Origin of the sequence: Enterobacter sp. HK-058-C-ECC, from assembly GCF_047531125.1 — a bacterium.
Lineage (GTDB): Bacteria > Pseudomonadota > Gammaproteobacteria > Enterobacterales > Enterobacteriaceae > Enterobacter > Enterobacter quasiroggenkampii.
On the sequence record NZ_JBLKCH010000021.1, the window covers coordinates 1 to 16,757 of the forward strand.

The window sequence follows — 16,757 nt, forward strand, 5'->3', positions numbered from 1 at the left end:
TACCCGGCCTACTGAAACCCTCGAATCGTAGGCCGGGTAAGCGCAGCGCCACCCGGCAATGTTTTATACTGGGAGTCACATTCTTAAAGAGGGATCTGCCATGGCACAAAACATCTACGACAACCCGGCGTTTTTTGAAGGCTACGCCCAGCTTCCGCGCTCGGTGCAGGGGCTGGACGGCGCGCCGGAGTGGCCCGCGCTGAAAAGCCTGCTGCCCGATTTAACCGGCAAATCGGTTGTCGATCTCGGCTGCGGCTACGGCTGGTTCTGCCGCGCCGCGCGCGAGTTGGGTGCTGCTCACGTCACGGGGATCGATATCTCAGAAAAGATGCTCGCCCGCGCAGCGGAGCTTACCGCGGACCCACTGATTCACTATCAGCGTAGCGATCTGGGCTCTCTCAGCCTCGACGAAACCAGCCTCGATCTGGTCTACAGCTCGCTGGCGCTGCACTACCTGCCGGAGCTGGATACTCTGTTTGCGAAGGTTCAGCGCGCGCTTAAGCCCGGCGGCAGCCTGGTCTTTTCGATGGAACACCCGATTTACACCTGCGCCTCGCGTCAGGGCTGGCTGACCGACGATAACGGCGAGCGGTTCTGGGGCGTGAACCATTATCAGGACGAAGGCCAGCGCGTCAGCAACTGGCTGGCGGACGGGGTGATCAAATACCACCGCACGCTGGGCACCACGCTTAACGCGCTCATCAGGGCCGGATTAACGGTAAGCGAAGTCAACGAGTGGGGGCCAACGCAGGCGCAGATTGACGCCTGGCCCGCGCTGGCCGAAGAGGCTGAGCGCCCGATGCTGGTCCTGATCGCTGCCCGTAAGGCTCAGTAACCCACCTTATACACCCGCCCGCTCTGCACGCCTTCCACGCTGCGACGATAGGCTTGCGCCACCGTGGCGGCAGGCACGCTTTCGAAGCCCGGGAAGAAGCCATCGTACGTGTCGACCGATTCGGTGAGCACCGTCGGGCTGATCAGGTTGATGCGGATCCCGCGCGGCAGTTCGCAGGCTGCCGCGCGAACAAACCCTTCCAGCGCGGCATTCACCGTGGTGGCGTTCACGCCCTGCGCAATCGGCTCGTGCGCCACAATTCCGCTTATCAGCGTAATCGAGCCGCCTTCATTCAGGTAGTGCTGGCCGGTCAGCGCCAGGCGCACCTGCCCGAGCAGTTTATCCTGCAGCCCCTGGTTAAAGTCGCTGTCTTTCATGGTCGCGAGCGGGCCGAAGTAGAGGCCTCCGCTGGCGGACACAATCGCGTCCACCGGGCCGATTTTCTCGAAGAGCGCCTGAACGCTCGCCTGAGAGGTGATATCCACCTGCGCGTCGCCCTGCGTGCGGCCGACGCGGATGACCTCGTGGCGACGACTCAGCTCTTCCGTTACCGCACGACCGACCGTACCGCTGGCACCAATAATGACGATTTTCATAGCCGACTCCTTATGTTGTGAGCCTTCATTCTTTAATAAATTAAAATGCGGATAAACTGGGCTAAAGTTAGAAGATTACTAACCAGAGGTTTGGAATATGGATAAGCTCCGCAGCATGGAGACGTTTATTGCCGTGGTGGAAAGCGGCAGCTTCACCGGTGCGGCGACGCGGCTGGAGATGTCGGCGGTGATGGTGGGGAAGTATATTGCCCTGTTGGAGTCCCAGCTCGGCACGCGGCTGCTGGAGCGCAACACGCGCCGCCAGAGCCTGACGGATGCCGGACGCGTCTACTTCGACGAGGCGAAGCGGGTGCTGGAGCAGGTCATGATTGCCGAAAGCGCGGTTGAACGGCTGCGTGCTGCACCCGCCGGAACGTTGCGCGTCACGGCGCCCACGTCGTTTGGCGGCTGCGTAATAGCCCCGCTGACGGCAACCTTTTTACAGCGCTACCCGGAGGTACGCATCGAGCTGGATCTCACCAACCGGATGGTCGATCTGGTGGAGGAGGGCGTCGATCTGGCCATTCGCATTGGTGACGTTCGTAATGACGATCTGGTGGCGAAATATCTGTGCCCCTACAACATGGTGATCTGCGCCGCGCCGGATTATTTGGCGCGACACGGCACGCCGCAAACGCCAGACGATCTGGTGGATCATTTCTGTCTTTCGCACACGGTGTGGACGGCACGCAACGAGTGGCGACTGCCGGGCGTGGAAGGGGAGGTGCGCTGGAAGCGGGATGCGATCTTGAGATGTAACGACGGCTACGGCTTACGCATGGCGGCGCGAGCCGGAGCAGGGCTGTTGCTGCAACCCGAGGTGCTGGTGGCGGAAGAGCTGGCAAGCGGCAGGCTGGTGCGGGTGCTGGAGCCGTTCACGCCCGCGCCGAGGCCGGTGCATTTATTGTGGCGCCAGGATTTGCGGCCGCTGCCTAAACTCACTCAGTTTATTGCGCACATCATGCAGAATGGGCATATCAGCGTTAATTAGGGCAACGTCCGGTTGGCGCTTTGAGGGGGCCACACTCGTCATAGCCGTAGACGGTATAGCCCTTCTGCTTCATGCAATTCGATATTTTGTCGTTTCTGGCAACGATTTCCTGAAGTGTTTGGTCAGGTCTGCTGCTGCCCCCGTTATAGCTGCCGTCATCAAGATTGGCGTCTTTGTCTACGCCACAGAAGTAAAGATCTTTCTTGCGCTGCTCATTATCGGTGTAGCCTCCCGGCCCCGGCTTCTGGAAGGTTTGAGCATAGCGAACATATTTATAGTCGGTAGAGTCCATGTTACCGACAACACAGCCGCTCAGCAGGAAACAGGATAACGTTACGATGATTTTCATTATTGATGCCTTATGAGAATGTGCTGGCAGAGAAGCCTACACCGAGCAGTTTAGCGAGGATCCTACGAAGCGCATGAAAAATCCGGGGACTTGTGCTAGTAAGAGTGGTCATTTCATAAAAAAAGAAGGTAACAAGAGAATGTCCGTGAGTAAACTCGCCAGCAGCGCGCAGGGCCTGCAATCATCTGCCATCCGCGAATTATTAAAACACAGCAAAATGGCGGGCGTGATCTCGCTGGGGGGCGGTATTCCAAACCCTGACCTGTTCGATCGCGAAGGGCTGAAAATTGCCGCTGATGCCGTATTATCTCAGCATTTTGGCGAGGCGTTTCAGTATGGCCTGACCGAAGGCGTACCGGGACTGCGGGAAGAGATTCAGCGCATTTGCGAGGGGCGTGGCATTCGCTGTAAGGCCGATGACGTGGTCGTAACCTCCGGTTCACAGCAGTCCCTCGACGTGCTGGCGCGCGCGTTAATTAACCCGGGCGATATCGTCGTCGTCGAGCGTCCAACCTATCTTGCCGCGCTGCAGGTATTCGGCCTGGCGCAGGCGAATTTTGAATCCGTTGGCACCGACGGCGACGGCATGAAGGTGGATGAGCTAGAAGCGCTGGTGGCCAAAAAAGCCATTAAAGCGGTGTACATCGTTCCAACGTTTGGTAACCCAGGCGGCGTGACGCTTTCTGAGGCGCGTCGTAAACAGCTGGTGGAGCTCTCGAAGCGCTATGACTTCGTGATTATTGAAGACGATCCGTACAGCGAAATAAACTATACCGATGAGGTCTTCCGTCCGTTAATTGCCCATGCCAAAGATATCGGCAATGAAGAGAACGTGGTGTATACCTCCACCTTCTCTAAAATTCTCGCGCCGGGCACGCGCGTAGGCTGGGTGGTGGTGCCGGAATGGTTGAAGCGCGCGGTGGTGAACCTGAAGCAAACCACCGATCTGCACACCAGCACGCTGTCGCAGCTGATGACGTACGAATACCTGAAGACCGGCCGTCTGGCCGATCAGATTAAAACGATCCGCGAAGCCTATCGTCAGAAATACCAGACGTTCGCCACGGAACTGGAAGCCGAGCTGGGCGACGTGATGTCGTTCCACAAGCCGAAGGGCGGCATGTTCCTGTGGGCGAAAATGAACAACGGCATGAACACCACCCGCTGGCTGGAAAAAACGTTAAGTAACGGCGTGGTATTTGTGCCGGGCGAATTTTTCTACTGCAATGAGCCGGACCCAGCGACGCTGCGCATGTCGTTTGTCACGCCAACGGATGAAGAGCTAAAAGAGGCCGTTCGACGCCTGAAAGCCTCTTTATAACAGAATGGCGGGGTATGATTCTGGACGTTATTTAAGCGGTGAAGCTGAAAATGCAGATCAGGAACTTCACGTTAACTTGCGCAGGATCATACCCGGGCCATGTTTTTGGATTGTATTCGAAAAGTAATACCAAAATTAACATTATCTAACTAATTAATTATTAATGCTTTTTTTCTAAGAAAAGCATTTTTTGTATTATCCTTTTTCGGATTGCTCTTACACTTGTTGCCCATATTCTTATTTGCATCTCATTCATTTTGATCTGAATAATGTCTCATGGAATAAGCGCAGTCGTTGGATGATTTTTTAGCGTTCGCTCAGGGTTAAATCACTTCACAGGCTCTATTCCCGGAATGTTATACATGGATCAGTATAAGGTTACGGATGATGATTATTTGTGTATCTGATAATGTCTGGTTCAGAATTGGGTTGAGTGAAATCATACAAAATTGCCAGAGAGATAAGCAGGAACTGAAGTTTTTAGCATTTGAAAAAGCCAGCGTAACGCTGAGCACGATGGTAATGAGATCACCGGTCACGATAATCATTGACTATTATATTGCTGACCACGGTTTACTGTTGTTACTGTTAAAGATGAAGCGCCAGAATGTTTTTGACAATATACTTATTATTACGACTAATGCGCGAATTGTGGAAGTGACTGAAAATATTTTGCTGGACTCGGTTGCGGATATCTTAATTGATAACAGCGAATCATTTGATAAACTCAGCACTTTTATGGTCAAAGATAAGGCTGGCCAGATTATTTCAAAATCCGTGACCAATAAAACCTGGGCGATGATTAAGAAAAATTCAAATCTCACCCATCGGGAATTAGACCTGATGCCGTTTTTTATTACAGGGAAAGGTAATAAAGAGATCTCCCGGCAGGTCGATATTAGTGAGAAGATGGTCAGTATTCACCGGCGTAACATTTATTCCAAACTCCAGGTTGAGAGTCTTACCGGGCTTTATCATTATCTGACAACGGATATAAAGGTTACATAACGTTCGCCGGGAAATGAAGCGTTTTATGCGGGTGTAGTATTCAGGCAGAAACGATGCACTGTTATTCATAATATGTTGTATAAACAGAAGGAGCTGTATATGAAATTGAAATCTCTTTGCGCGGCGATGGTTGCCCTGGGGCTTTTTACCTCTTTTGCCCATGCGGCAGACGGTAAGTTAAAATTTGTAGGGCAAATTGGCTCATCATCCTGCAAGCTCTCCGGGGAAAGCACTGCCGAAATTACGGTTCCGATGGGAACTATTCCGATGGAAACCTTGAAACAAGATGCCAACGGTCCGGAGGTGGGCTTTGCCATTAACCTGACGGGCTGTCAGCCGGGCACCTATTATCTGATTCTTGACGGCGTCAGCCCGTCCGGTCAGCCGAACGTGCTGGACCTGGATAACGCGACCGCCAGCACCACGGCAAAAGGGGTGGGGATTCAGATTAAAGATATCTCCGACCAGAACATTACCTTATCCAAAACCCTTGATAAATCCGATGCCAGCATCACCATTGCTGAAGGCGACACCTCGGGCAGCGGGACGTTCTTCCTGAAAGCGAACTATTACGCCTATAACAAAGATGCGGTCACCACCGGGGAAGCAAACGCAACGGCCACCTTCACCATTGTTCAACAATAACAGGAGCAGGCCTTCGGGCCTGCTTTTAAGGTGGTATGATGAAGTCACTTATTATTGCGCTATTCGCGCTGTACTCCGCATCGGCTATTTCAGCTATTCAGATTGAAAGTTCACGGGTGATTTATTCCGGTGAGAATAAATCGGCCTCGTTAACGCTGCATAACGCGTCGCAAAAAAATTATATTATCCAGACCTGGCTGGACGAAGATTCAGACAAGCCCGGAAAAGAGATGGTGGTGACGCCGCCTATTATGAAGGTGAAACCCGATCAATCCGCCGTGTTACGTTTTATCTATTCCGGTAAAGGATTACCGACCGACAGAGAAAGCGTTTACTGGATTAACGTTCAGGAAATACCGCCCCGGGCCAGCGAGCCTAATGTGATGCAGCTGGCGATTCGAACGCGCCTTAAGCTTTTTTATCGCCCGGTTGGGATGAAGGCAAAACTGGACGAGCAGATAGGTCAGTTAACGCTGACGAAAAGCAGTGAGGCATTGGTCGTCAGCAATCCCGGGCCTCTGCATATTAGCCTGAGCCAGTTAATTATTAAAACCCCGCAGGGAAAAGAACAAAAAATAACGGCCCCGATGATTGCTCCCTTTGGCAGCGAAACGATTCCTTTTCCCAAAGGCTCGCGGGTGGTTGGCTTAACGTACATTAACGATTACGGCGGCGTTGCCGACGTCAAAATGCACTAAGCCCACGGTTGCAGATTATTAAATAATGTCATGGATGAATCATTATGCAACGAACATGGATCCCCCTGTGCGCGCTCACCTCTTTACTGGTTTCCGGCAGCGAATGTCTGGCGCAAAGTGAATATAACACCGCATTTTTTCATGGAGCGGGCGAGCAATCGTTCATTAATTTGATCGACCCTGATTCCGGCATTATTCCCGGAACCTATTCCCTCGATGTTTACGTTAATCGAAAGCTCGTTGAACAGCGTGACGTTGAGATCGTCCGCGATAAGCCCGACAGCGCGCTGCACCCGTGCATTAGCGCCGATCGGCTGCGCGCGTGGTCCGTCGCTCTTCCCGCTGACGATGACGAGTCGTGCTATCCCCTCGAGCGCCGGATTGCGGGTGCGTCCATGAACGTTACGATGACCGAGCACCGGCTGGATATTCAGGTTCCCCAGCTCAATATGCTGACGCAACCGCGCGGAACGGTACCCTCCACGCGTTACGACGAGGGCATCAATGCCGCTTTTGTGAACTACAACCTGGCGGCGAACACCATCAGAAGCTACGGGCAAAACAGCCAGTACGCCTACCTTTACCTGAATAACGGCATCAATATAGGGGCGTGGCGCTTGCGCCAGATGGCGAACCTGACAAAGCGGGATGGGGAAACGGGCCACTGGAAAAACGTCTCGTCGTGGGCTGAAAGGGCGCTTCCGTCACTCAGGAGTCGTCTGCTGCTGGGACAAGGGAGTACCGGAACAACCCTCTACGACAGTATTCCGTTTCGCGGGGTGCAGCTGGCCTCGGAGCCCATGATGCGTGCAGACAGCCAGTCGCGCTATGCCCCTGTCGTCAGAGGCGTGGCGGAAAGCAATGCCCGCGTGGAGGTTCGACAGAATAAGTATCTGATCTACTCCACCAACGTGCCGCCGGGACCGTTCGCGTTTGATGACATTGTGCCGGTCAGTCAGAGCGGGGATCTGTTTGTCACCATCATTGAAACCGACGGACGGAAAACCAATCTGGTGATCCCCTATACCGTGCTCCCGGGACTGGTTCGCAAGGGGCAGTGGAACTATGAAATCACGGCCGCAAAATATCATGATGGTGCCGACGGCTATGCCCCTGCGTTTGTTGAAAGCCAGCTCGCCAGAGGGATGAGCGATACGGTGACCCTGTCGGGCGGCCTGCTTTCGGCGGAACACTACCGCAGCGCGGCGATGGGCGTGGGCAAAAACATGGGGCATTTTGGCGCGGTGTCCGTCGATCTGGCGTTATCCGACACGCGGCTGGCGCGGGGCGACGATGAGCAAGGGGGGAGCGCTCGCTTCCTGTACGCGAAATCCTTTCTCGATTCCCGCACCGATTTCCAGGTGGCGGGCTATCGTTACTCCTCGTCCGGTTATTACGATTTCCAGGAGTCGGTTCAGGAACGCCGCCGCTGGGATAATGGCCGATATAAAACCTATTACTGGGATGACGCCGATCAGGATAACCCTGACTGGGTCGCGTCAAAGCCTGAAATCCATTACGACAGCCGCTACGCAACCAAAAAAGCGCGGCTGGATATCTCAATGAGCCAGCAGATAGGTGAGATCAGCCAGCTTTATCTCACCTTCAGCAAGCAAAGCTACTGGCAGGATGCCGGTTCTGACACCACGGTTCAGTCTGGCTTTACCTCACGGCTGGGCAATGTGACCTGGAGTCTGTACTACCAGAATACGCGCAACCACTACATTGCACATGACAGCAGCATTAACCTGCGCCTGTCCCTGCCGCTCAGTTTTGGCAGCCACCCGGCGACGGCGACGACAGACCTTCACGCCGATCGTGCCGGAAACGTGTCCTCCTCCGCGGGGCTGAGTGGCTCCCTGCTTGAGGATAACCGCCTTAGCTATGCCATGCAGGTGCAGCAAAACGATGCTGAGGGGACGGCGGGCGATCTGAGCATGGGCTACAAGGGGGGCGCCGGAAATCTGTGGCTGGGCTATTCCAGAGCGGAAGATGTGCAGCAAAGCAGCATGAACCTCAGCGGCGGCATCCTTGCTCACGCTGGCGGCGTGACGCTGTCCCAGCCACCGGGCAGTACTTTTACCCTGATTGAGGCTCAGGATGCGCATGGGGTGAGGGTAGAGAATCAGGCCGGAGTGCGGATTGACGCTGCGGGCTATGCCGTTGCCCCGCATGCGATTCCTTATCGCAACAATACCTGGTCGTTAAACACCCAGGACTTCCCGGAGGGGCTGGACGTGCCTGTTGCCACCCAGAATAACGTCCCTACCCGCGGCGCGATTACGCGCGTGACGTTTGAAACATATCGGGGCGACAGCGTGCTGATTCACAGCAAACGACCCGACAACAGCGTGCCGCCGGTTGGCGCGCAGGCCTACAGCCGGGGCGAGCGTAACAACGGCATTGTCGGGCCTGACGGGGATATTTTTGTTTCAGGCGTGCTGCCGGGCGAAGCGATCGCCATTCGCTGGGGGGAGGGGGATGACGAACAGTGTCGCATCCAGCTTCCGGATGAGGAACGGCGTGAACAGGATACCGCGGGCTATCGCGAGATCAGCGCAATTTGTCGATAAAGGAGAGGACAATGCAATTTCAGGGACGACATATGCTGTACGCCGCGGTGATTTTTTGCTTCGGCCTGTTTTCTTCCACCGTTATGGCGCTGACCTGTAAAGCCCAGGGCTCGGTGAGCCAGTACGTTGCCATTAACAGCATCATCAAAGCGTCGATCGGTGACTTCGGCACCAACACCAAAATATGGGTATCGTCACCGATCACGGCGACGTTTACCTGCTCTGACACGGACGCCTATCCAAACGGCGAGAGCGCCTATTTATGGCTCGATCCGAAAGATGCAGTGAAAAACGTGCATAACTCTCTGGAGATTGGCATCACCTTCAGGAACGTCGATTACAAGCTGAAGAAGGGCGATAAAATAGAGATTGGTCCCGGTACCGTGTGCCGTCCTAACGGCAACAAAGGCTGTCTCTCCCCGGCGGCCCCGCAGACGTTCACGCTCACCTATCAGGTTTACATCAAAACCACCGGCCTTCCGGCGGCCACCAATGGCAAAGTGATGGGGGATGTCAGCCTGTCGCTCTTTCAGGTGGACGGCGTGGGCGGTCTGCGAGGCGGCACGGTGACTCAGGACGGTAACTTTAACCTGACCATTACCGGGCTGGATAAAATCACCTTTCTGGCCTGCACGCCAAAAGTGCTGCTGGTACCCGATACCCTCGACTTTGGCGTCATCAACGGCAGCTGGGCGACGCCCGGTAAGATTGAAAAAACAAAACCCTTTACGCTACAGGTCGATTTGACGCGTGAAGCCAGCGGTAAAACCTGCACGGGGGAGACGTTGCTGATGACGTTAAGCTCGACGAATACGGTCAAAGACGGGGCAATCATCATGCCCGCGGCAGACAGCGGCTTTGGCTTTATCATTTCCGCCAGCAGCCTGATGGAGCCGCGCATTGCGCTGAACACGCCGCAGGAGATAGGTACGATCGGTGGAGACCGGCTCACGCATGATTATCACGCAGGGTTTATATGGACGACCACGACGCCGAAGCTTGGGGATTACAGTGCGACAGCCACCTTTACCGTGACGTTCAAGTAACAAAAGTGGGGATTGCGCGCGGGCTATTTTGCGTAATACTTATCCCGCGCGATAACGGCCGCGTGACGCCCACGGTAAACAGCTATGTTCGAACAACTGACTGGTATTCTGACGCACACCCCCATCTGGGTCTGGGTGCTGTTTGTGTTTCTGGTTTCTCGTGGGCTCCGGGCCCGCCGGCCCGCCACGGTCACGCTGGAAAAACTGGCGATAATTCCGGCCATTTTTCTGCTATGGGATATTTACGATCTGGTGATGTACCGCTCCCTCAGCGTCGCGACGCTGTCGATGTGGCTTGCGGGCATTCTGGCTGGCGCTGCGCTGGGTTACGCATTGATTCGCCCGACGGCGGTGACTCGTGCCGCCGCGCCGCGCACCCTTTGCCGCCAGGCTGACTACACCGCGCTGCCGTTTATGATGCTGGCGTTCGCGGTGAAATACGTGCTGGGGGTAATGAGCGCCATCGCGCCGCAGACGCTGCAGCAGCCCGCAATCAGCGCCCTTGCGATTGTCTCCGGCGGGCTGTTTGCCGGGGTGTTTATCGGCAAGTTTACGCGGTATGTTGAGGTGTTTAGCCGTACCGCGCCGCGCCCGGCGGAGTGACGTTATTCTGTCGCGTGTGCCAGGGTGCGATCTGAAGCATCGCCGCTGAGGGCTCGCGTGACTTCATGGATCCGCCAGATTTTCCCTTCACGCAGCGCGGCAAACAGATAAACCTCTATCTCTGCCTGACGACCATCAGGATACGTGACCGTCACGATATGCCGGTCAGCCAGAAGTTCGTCATGACAGGCTATCTCCGCCACGCTAAAGGCGATCGTGCGGATCTGCGAGCGGACGTGGTTCAGGTGCTGAATAAAACCCCGGTAGTCAAGGGCGTGACCGTCCGTAACCTGTTGGTAATCGGGCGTAAATACCTCTGCCGGATCGATATCGCCGTTGAATAAGCGGGTTAACAGGCTCGCCATTTTTTCGCGCTGCGCGGCGTTGTCAGGTTGGGCTATCAGGGACGTGATAATGCTCATACGGGCTCCTTATGTGTTTGAGTCCCCATTATCCTTGACAGCCGAAGACGTGGTTTCTGTAATAGGTCGATGAATAACGATTTTCGGTCAAAATGAGATGGTCAGTTTTGAAACGCTCCATCATCCCGGCGGGTATCGAACACCGTGGCACAGTCATCGCACCGGCCAGCTGTGGCGCATTGCAACGGGTCTGCTGGTCATTGAGACGCAGCAGGCGCGCTCGGTCGTACCGGCAAAACACATCGGCTGGATCCCGCCAGGTCAGCAGCATGCCGCCTTTTCTGAAAGCGCAATAGAAGGCTGCGCCATCTATCTTGACCCCGCCTGCTGTGCAGGGCTTCCCGATGCGCCCGCGCTGTTCGAGCCCGACGATCTCACTCATGCACTGTTTTCCCGTTTATGTGGTGCAGAGAACGAGTACGATCCGCGAAAGCTGACTTTGCTGCTGGATGAGCTTGCCCTGACGCCCCAGGTTCACTTTTCTCTGCCCGTGCCGACGGATCCGCGTCTGAAGAACGTGGTCAGCCATTTGCTGCAGTTTGTCGATGATAACCAGACGGTCGAGAGTCATGCTATTCATGCTGGGATGAGCGTGCGTACATTCAATCGTCGGTTTAGTGCCCAGACTGGAATGAACTTTGTTAACTGGCGGCAGCTGGCGCGCGTCATGCAGGCAATGGAATGGCTGGCGGCGGGGAAGCCGGTAGGGTGGATTGCGCTGTCCTGCGGCTACAGCAGCGTCAGCGCATTTATTGAGGTTTTCAGAGCATGGACCGGTAAAACACCGGGGCAGTGGGCGATGTTGCGGTCTGATGCCCTCCCCACGTCCCGCTGAGCTTTACAATGTAGGCCGGGTAAGGCGAAGCCGCCACCCGGCGATTGACTACCGCTCCCTCAGCGCTTCTTTCGCCCGGTTAAACGGCTTGATCAGATAATCCAGCACCGTTTTCTCGCCGGTCTTAATGTCCACCGTGGCAATCATCCCCGGCACAATCGAGAAATGCCTGCCCGCCTTATTGACCAGGTAATCCTGGCTGGTGCGGATAAATACCCGGTAGTAAAACACCTCCGGCTTGGCCTCGTCCTGAATAGTGTCCGGTGAAATCGTCTCCACGACCCCGTGCAGCCCGCCGTAAATGGCATAATCGTAGGCGGTGATCTTCACCAGCGCCTCCTGATTCGGGTGGATAAAGGCGATATCACGCGGCGACAGGCGGGTTTCAATCAGCAGATGATCGTCCACCGGCACAATCTCCATCAGCTCGCCGTTGGGCGGGATCACGCCGCCGATGGTGGTGACCTTGATGTTTTTGACGATCCCGCGCACCGGGGATTTTACCGTCAGACGGGTGACGGAATCCTGACGGCCCTTGAGGATCGCCGAAACCATATCCACCTCCGCGTTGGCCTTGGAGAGCGCCTCGCGGGCCTGGACGTAATACTGAGAACGCACGTCGGTGAGCTTCAGCTCCAGATCGCTTTTCTGCCGCTGCAGGCGCAGCACCTCCACATGGCTGGCGGCCCCGGTCTTCACCAGCCGCTGGGTAATGGCCAGCTCTTTATTCGCCAGATCTAACGCGGCGCGAAGCTCCCGCTGGGTATCCTCCAGCTGCGCGCGGCGCGAGTTGTACAGCCGCGTTTCGTCGGCAATCAGATCCGGCCATTTCGCCAGCGAAGGAGGGAACTTCAGCGGCAGATCGTTCACCTCGGCATACAGGCGGGCGCTGGAGGCCAGAGAGGCGCGGTAGCGCGCCGCGCTTTCGCCGACGTTTGATTCGGAACGGGTAGGGTCAAGCCTCGCCAACACCTGTCCGGCCTGCACCTGATCGCCCTCGTGGACGTTCAGCTCGGTGAGGATCCCCCCGTCCAGCGACTGTAAAACCTGCTCGCGCGAGCTGGGGATCACTTTCCCCGATCCGGTTGACACCTCATCCAGCACGCCAAACCACGCCCAGACGCCCAGCACCACAAACATCAGTAGCGAGAAGATCACGATCCGACGCGCGCCGGTGTAGCCGCTTTCGGAGTCGAGGGCATTATCCAGATCGTCCATTGCCGCCACGTCACGCTGACTGATTTTCATTTTTCCACTCCCGTCCGGTTGCTGCCTGCTGCTGTTGCTGCTGCATACGGCTGTTGCTCAGCGCCTGGGCTTTTGGCGCGTCCATCACCAGCATCCCATCTTTCAACACGACCACGCGCTCTACCAGCTCCAGCACCGGTACGCGATGGGTGGCGACGATCAGGGTGCGGTGCCCGAGCCAGTCGCCCAGCCGCTGGATAAATTCCCGCTCGGTGTGCTCGTCCAGCGAGGCGGTGGGTTCATCCATCAGTACGATATTCGGATCGCGCAGCAGCATCCGCGCCAGCAGAATCGACTGACGCTGCCCGCCGGAGAGCCCCACGCCGTTTTCCATGATCGGGTAGTCCAGCCCCTTGGGCAGCTTCTGCACGAAACTTGCCGCGCCGGTCAGTTCCAGTGCCTCGAAGATCTCTTCGTCGGTGGCGCGCGGCATGCCGAGGGTGATGTTCTCGCGCAGGGTGCCGTAAAACAGCCGCGCGTTCTGGGTCATAAAGCCGACGTTGCGCCGCACGTCCGCCACGTCGAGATGCGGCAGGCTGAAGCCGTCGAGCCGCAGCTCGCCCGCCGCCAGATCCATCCCGCCCGCCATCGCCTGCAGCAGGGTCGATTTGCCCGCGCCGTTGCGCCCGAGGATCGCCACTTTCTCACCCGGCCCGATCTCCAGGCGGTTAATGCGCAGCGCCATGCGCGGATCGTCCGGCTGATAGCGGAACTGCGCCTGCTCAAAGAGGTAGTGACCGCGCAGAACGTCCTGGCGGATCGGCGTCTCCTCGCGCTGGTTTTCGGTGGGGAGCTGCATGATGCTGTCCAGCCCCTCTTTTGCCGCTTTGACCTGCTGCCAGCGGGCCAGCACGCCGCACAGCGTCGCCATCGGGGCGATCATGCGGGAGGCCAGCATCGAGGCGGCGACCACCGAGCCGGTGGTCAGGGTGCCGTCGATCACCATCGGCGCGCCGACCACAATCACGGCGGCGTAAACCAGACTCTGAATGGTCATCCCCCAGCTGATCAGGTTCTGCGTCAGCTCGCGGGTGCGCAGGCCGGATTCGGCGGTGATCTGGATATAGCTGTTCCACTGCTGCAAAAAGCGGTTTTCCGCCTGCATCAGCTTGATGTCCTCCAGCCCCTGCACGCTCTCCACCAGCACCGCATTGCGCAGGGTTGATTCATGCGCCGACTGCTTTGCCAGCTCCGCCAGCTTTTTCTGCAGCAGCAGGCCGGGCAGGACCATGATCACCGCCGCGACCGGGGCGATCCACGCCAGCTGTGGGGCGATGATCGCCAGCACCACCACGAACAGTAAAAAGAAGGGCAGGTCGACAATCGTTGAGATGGTGGACGAGGTGACCATCTCGCGGATCTGCTCCAGCTCGCGCAGCTGTGAGATAAAGCTGCCGGTGGAGCGGGGAATCGCACTGTTGCGCAGCCGCAGCGCGTGGCCGAAGACGCGATCCGAGACGCGCATATCCGAGCGCTTGCCGAGCAGATCCATAATGTGGCCGCGCGCCACGCGCAGTACGAAGCCAAACAGGGTGGCGATCAGCACCCCAATGGTCAGGACGTACAGCGTCGGGTAGGACTGGGCGGGGATCACCCGGTCATAGACCTGCATGGAAAAGACAATCCCGGAAAGCGACAGCACGTTGATAAACAGCGCGGCGAGCATTACCCAGCTGTAGGGGCGGAGATCGCGCATCACCAGCCGGTAGAGCCAGTCCGGGCGATATTTTGAGATATAGGCATCTACGCGGCTGTCCTTCAGCGCGGCGAGTGGCCGCAGGGCAATGACGTGGCGGATGGCGGGCAGCATGGCCGTCATCGACAGCCGGTTAGTGTAGGTCTGGTCGTCGAAGAAGCTGACTTCCAGCGTGTCGTCGCCGTCGAAGTGCTCGATCGCACCGACCCGGCCGTCATTCAGCGCCACCACCACTGGCAGACGCCAGCTGTTGATCGACTGCTGGTCAGCGGTGAGCAGTTGAAACGACAGCCCCGCCTCACGCGCCAGTTGGGTGAGGGCGGGCACCATCGGTTTGCCTTTCAGCCACGGTGCGCCTGCGATCAGCGCGCCGGGCGAGCAGGCGACGCGGTAGCGGGTGGCGATAAAGCCAAAGGCCTGCGCCCACTGCGCCAGCGCCTCATCCGTCATGTTTTCACCTTGCGGGGTATCACGCTGCTTCATGGCTGGATCTCCACGGTCTGGATGGTGCGGTTATCAAGGTCGAACGCATGACGCAATTGCCCGGTGTTATACAGGCAGTTGAGCTGCAGCTGGTGCAGCTGACCGAGGGTCTGCTGCTGGGTGAAGCGCGCCTGATAAACCTCCTGTTCGGCGTTGAGCACGTCGAGCAGCGGGCGCGAGCCGAGGTCAAGATACTGCTGCTGGTACAGTTCGCGGGTGCGGGCGCTGAGCGCCTCCTGACGGCCCTGAATTTGCAGCGTGCTTTGCAGGCTCATCACCTGACTGCGGGCTTCCAGCAGTTTCTGGCGGACATCCAGGCGCGTGCGCTGAATGGTGGACTGTGCCGCTTCCACCGCGTGTCCGGCGGCGTTACGCCGGGCGGTGAGGCCGCCGCCCTGATAGAGCGGCATCTGTACTTTCACCCAGGCGGAATACTGGGTGCGATCCCGCGTGTCGCTGCCCGCGTAGCGATCGTTCATGTAATGGCGCACCTCCGGCTCCAGCGAGACGGTTGGCGTCATCTGCGCGTCGGCGTAGTCGAGGTTAGCCTGGGCGACGTTAGCCTGCGCCCAGGCGGCGAGCACCGCAGGAACCAGGCGGTCGTCCGGCTCGGCGACATCGCAGCTGCGGGCCAGCTTTTGCGGAAAGTCGTTGCTGATCGCGTTCAGGCTGTTCCAGCCGAGAAAGCTCATCAGCGTCGCGCGGGCGCTCTCCAGGCTGGCCTGGTACTGCATCAGCTGGGCGCGCGCGCCTTCGATACGGGCATCGGTCTGCACCACGTCAGAGAGCGACGTGGCGCCCTCGTCGTTACGCTGGCGGGTCAGCGTGCCGATGGAGGAAAGAGCCTCAAGCTGCTCTTTGGCGGTGTCGACCATCTGCTGCCAGGTCTGCACCTGTACCATGGCGACGGCGGTATCGTGGGCGATGGTGTCGATACTCACCAGCACGTTGGCCTGCTGTTGGGCAACGCCAGCGCTCTCGGCGCGCACCTGGCTGGCCACTTTGCCGAAGTCATAGAGCATTTGAGAGAGAGAAAGCACCAGCGACGGCGTAAAGCCGTTCTGGTCGCCGTCGTGGGAATACCCGTTGTCCACGCCGGCATTAATCTGCGGATAGTATTTTGACTTCGCGACGTCCACCTCTTCGCTCTGCTGGTAGAGTTTGCCCACGGCTTCGCTGATGGCCGGGTGCCACGTGACGGCACGGTTAACGGCTTCGCCAAGCTGTAATGAACCGGGAGCGGCGTTGCCAGCCACCGGGGCCACGCGGCCGTTGAGTGCGGGGAGTTCCTGCGTTTCGCGAAGCTGTCCGGTATTGATGGTTGCCGCCGGATTTGCGCAGAAAGCGGGCACAGATATCAGGCAGCACGAGAGCCACCAGTAAGGCATCTTCATTCCCATGTCATGTC

At 57.4% G+C, this 16,757-nt stretch carries 16 protein-coding genes; 10 read left to right on the plus strand and 6 right to left on the minus strand.

Translation table 11 applies throughout. The features are described 5' to 3' along the window. Positions 1-100 precede the first annotated feature (100 nt). Positions 101-835, plus strand: coding sequence for a class I SAM-dependent methyltransferase (locus ACMWJS_RS21915; RefSeq protein ID WP_414747569.1), 735 nt, complete (start codon positions 101-103; stop codon positions 833-835). On the opposite strand, the gene ACMWJS_RS21920 is transcribed toward ACMWJS_RS21915, so the two are convergent. Continuing rightward, positions 829-1,431, minus strand: a complete 603-nt coding sequence (locus ACMWJS_RS21920) for a short chain dehydrogenase (RefSeq protein WP_414747570.1) — start codon at positions 1,429-1,431, stop codon at positions 829-831. The two genes, ACMWJS_RS21915 and ACMWJS_RS21920, sit on opposite strands and share 7 nt — an antisense overlap. A gap of 97 nt (positions 1,432-1,528) precedes the next feature. Between ACMWJS_RS21920 and ACMWJS_RS21925 the strand changes: the two genes are divergently transcribed. Then, positions 1,529-2,422: a LysR substrate-binding domain-containing protein gene (locus tag ACMWJS_RS21925; RefSeq protein ID WP_414747571.1), complete on the plus strand. Its 894-nt coding sequence runs from the start codon at positions 1,529-1,531 to the stop codon at positions 2,420-2,422. Here ACMWJS_RS21925 and ACMWJS_RS21930 read toward each other — a convergent pair. Continuing rightward, complete coding sequence (locus ACMWJS_RS21930; protein ID WP_414747572.1) at positions 2,415-2,771, minus strand: hypothetical protein; 357 nt, start codon at positions 2,769-2,771, stop codon at positions 2,415-2,417. The genes ACMWJS_RS21925 and ACMWJS_RS21930 overlap by 8 nt on opposite strands. Before the next feature lie 139 nt (positions 2,772-2,910). On the opposite strand from ACMWJS_RS21930, the gene ACMWJS_RS21935 reads away from it, so the two are divergent. From ACMWJS_RS21935 to ACMWJS_RS21965, 7 genes are all read left to right on the plus strand, one after another. Then, entirely contained in the window at positions 2,911-4,092 is a 1,182-nt protein-coding gene (locus tag ACMWJS_RS21935; RefSeq protein ID WP_048029265.1) for a PLP-dependent aminotransferase family protein, read from the plus strand. A 384-nt stretch (positions 4,093-4,476) separates the two neighbouring features. After that, positions 4,477-5,100, plus strand: coding sequence for a LuxR C-terminal-related transcriptional regulator (locus ACMWJS_RS21940; RefSeq protein ID WP_063622322.1), 624 nt, complete (start codon positions 4,477-4,479; stop codon positions 5,098-5,100). Between the two features lie 99 nt (positions 5,101-5,199). Next, positions 5,200-5,745: a fimbrial protein gene (locus tag ACMWJS_RS21945; protein ID WP_167213801.1), complete on the plus strand. Its 546-nt coding sequence runs from the start codon at positions 5,200-5,202 to the stop codon at positions 5,743-5,745. A gap of 35 nt (positions 5,746-5,780) precedes the next feature. After that, on the plus strand, positions 5,781-6,443 hold the full coding sequence (locus ACMWJS_RS21950) for a molecular chaperone (protein ID WP_053076387.1): 663 nt from the start codon (positions 5,781-5,783) through the stop codon (positions 6,441-6,443). Positions 6,444-6,487: 44 nt separating this feature from the next. After that, the gene (locus ACMWJS_RS21955; protein ID WP_414747573.1) at positions 6,488-9,016 is read left to right on the plus strand and encodes a fimbria/pilus outer membrane usher protein; all 2,529 of its coding nucleotides are present in this window, start codon (positions 6,488-6,490) and stop codon (positions 9,014-9,016) included. A gap of 11 nt (positions 9,017-9,027) precedes the next feature. Beyond that, positions 9,028-10,062, plus strand: coding sequence for a fimbrial protein (locus tag ACMWJS_RS21960; RefSeq protein WP_080474238.1), 1,035 nt, complete (start codon positions 9,028-9,030; stop codon positions 10,060-10,062). A gap of 84 nt (positions 10,063-10,146) precedes the next feature. Beyond that, positions 10,147-10,665 carry a DUF6622 family protein gene (locus ACMWJS_RS21965; protein WP_048029268.1) on the plus strand — a complete coding sequence of 173 codons (519 nt, stop codon included), beginning with the start codon at positions 10,147-10,149 and terminating at the stop codon, positions 10,663-10,665. 2 nt (positions 10,666-10,667) lie between these two features. On the opposite strand, the gene ACMWJS_RS21970 is transcribed toward ACMWJS_RS21965, so the two are convergent. Beyond that, positions 10,668-11,087, minus strand: coding sequence for a nuclear transport factor 2 family protein (locus tag ACMWJS_RS21970; protein ID WP_414747574.1), 420 nt, complete (start codon positions 11,085-11,087; stop codon positions 10,668-10,670). Positions 11,088-11,184: 97 nt separating this feature from the next. Here ACMWJS_RS21970 and ACMWJS_RS21975 point away from each other — a divergent pair, with 97 nt between their 5' ends. Next, positions 11,185-11,922, plus strand: coding sequence for an AraC family transcriptional regulator (locus ACMWJS_RS21975; protein ID WP_414747575.1), 738 nt, complete (start codon positions 11,185-11,187; stop codon positions 11,920-11,922). Positions 11,923-11,970: 48 nt separating this feature from the next. On the opposite strand, the gene ACMWJS_RS21980 is transcribed toward ACMWJS_RS21975, so the two are convergent. Genes ACMWJS_RS21980 through ACMWJS_RS21990 form a run of 3 tightly spaced genes read right to left on the minus strand, consistent with a single transcriptional unit; the run spans position 11,971 to position 16,749 of the window. Beyond that, positions 11,971-13,140: an HlyD family efflux transporter periplasmic adaptor subunit gene (locus tag ACMWJS_RS21980; RefSeq protein WP_086374946.1), complete on the minus strand. Its 1,170-nt coding sequence runs from the start codon at positions 13,138-13,140 to the stop codon at positions 11,971-11,973. A 10-nt stretch (positions 13,141-13,150) separates the two neighbouring features. Next, positions 13,151-15,349 (minus strand): type I secretion system permease/ATPase, encoded by a 2,199-nt coding sequence (locus tag ACMWJS_RS21985; protein ID WP_414747576.1) that lies wholly within the window; start codon positions 15,347-15,349, stop codon positions 13,151-13,153. Next, positions 15,346-16,749: a TolC family outer membrane protein gene (locus tag ACMWJS_RS21990; protein ID WP_196365377.1), complete on the minus strand. Its 1,404-nt coding sequence runs from the start codon at positions 16,747-16,749 to the stop codon at positions 15,346-15,348. The genes ACMWJS_RS21985 and ACMWJS_RS21990 overlap by 4 nt, the downstream gene beginning before the upstream one ends. Positions 16,750-16,757 lie beyond the last annotated feature (8 nt).

What these genes read in the sequence shown, in the direction of transcription:
- ACMWJS_RS21945 (WP_167213801.1), top strand. Translation starts at nt 5,200, where the DNA reads ATGAAATTGAAATCTCTTTGCGCGGCGATGGTTGCCCTGGGGCTTTTT.
- ACMWJS_RS21970 (WP_414747574.1), bottom strand. Translation starts at nt 11,087, where the DNA reads ATGAGCATTATCACGTCCCTGATAGCCCAACCTGACAACGCCGCGCAG.
- ACMWJS_RS21925 (WP_414747571.1), top strand. Translation starts at nt 1,529, where the DNA reads ATGGATAAGCTCCGCAGCATGGAGACGTTTATTGCCGTGGTGGAAAGC.
- ACMWJS_RS21955 (WP_414747573.1), top strand. Translation starts at nt 6,488, where the DNA reads ATGCAACGAACATGGATCCCCCTGTGCGCGCTCACCTCTTTACTGGTT.
- ACMWJS_RS21930 (WP_414747572.1), bottom strand. Translation starts at nt 2,771, where the DNA reads ATGAAAATCATCGTAACGTTATCCTGTTTCCTGCTGAGCGGCTGTGTT.
- ACMWJS_RS21935 (WP_048029265.1), top strand. Translation starts at nt 2,911, where the DNA reads ATGTCCGTGAGTAAACTCGCCAGCAGCGCGCAGGGCCTGCAATCATCT.
- ACMWJS_RS21990 (WP_196365377.1), bottom strand. Translation starts at nt 16,749, where the DNA reads ATGGGAATGAAGATGCCTTACTGGTGGCTCTCGTGCTGCCTGATATCT.
- ACMWJS_RS21980 (WP_086374946.1), bottom strand. Translation starts at nt 13,140, where the DNA reads ATGGACGATCTGGATAATGCCCTCGACTCCGAAAGCGGCTACACCGGC.
- ACMWJS_RS21915 (WP_414747569.1), top strand. Translation starts at nt 101, where the DNA reads ATGGCACAAAACATCTACGACAACCCGGCGTTTTTTGAAGGCTACGCC.
- ACMWJS_RS21960 (WP_080474238.1), top strand. Translation starts at nt 9,028, where the DNA reads ATGCAATTTCAGGGACGACATATGCTGTACGCCGCGGTGATTTTTTGC.
- ACMWJS_RS21920 (WP_414747570.1), bottom strand. Translation starts at nt 1,431, where the DNA reads ATGAAAATCGTCATTATTGGTGCCAGCGGTACGGTCGGTCGTGCGGTA.
- ACMWJS_RS21975 (WP_414747575.1), top strand. Translation starts at nt 11,185, where the DNA reads ATGGTCAGTTTTGAAACGCTCCATCATCCCGGCGGGTATCGAACACCG.
- ACMWJS_RS21950 (WP_053076387.1), top strand. Translation starts at nt 5,781, where the DNA reads ATGATGAAGTCACTTATTATTGCGCTATTCGCGCTGTACTCCGCATCG.
- ACMWJS_RS21940 (WP_063622322.1), top strand. Translation starts at nt 4,477, where the DNA reads ATGATGATTATTTGTGTATCTGATAATGTCTGGTTCAGAATTGGGTTG.
- ACMWJS_RS21965 (WP_048029268.1), top strand. Translation starts at nt 10,147, where the DNA reads ATGTTCGAACAACTGACTGGTATTCTGACGCACACCCCCATCTGGGTC.
- ACMWJS_RS21985 (WP_414747576.1), bottom strand. Translation starts at nt 15,349, where the DNA reads ATGAAGCAGCGTGATACCCCGCAAGGTGAAAACATGACGGATGAGGCG.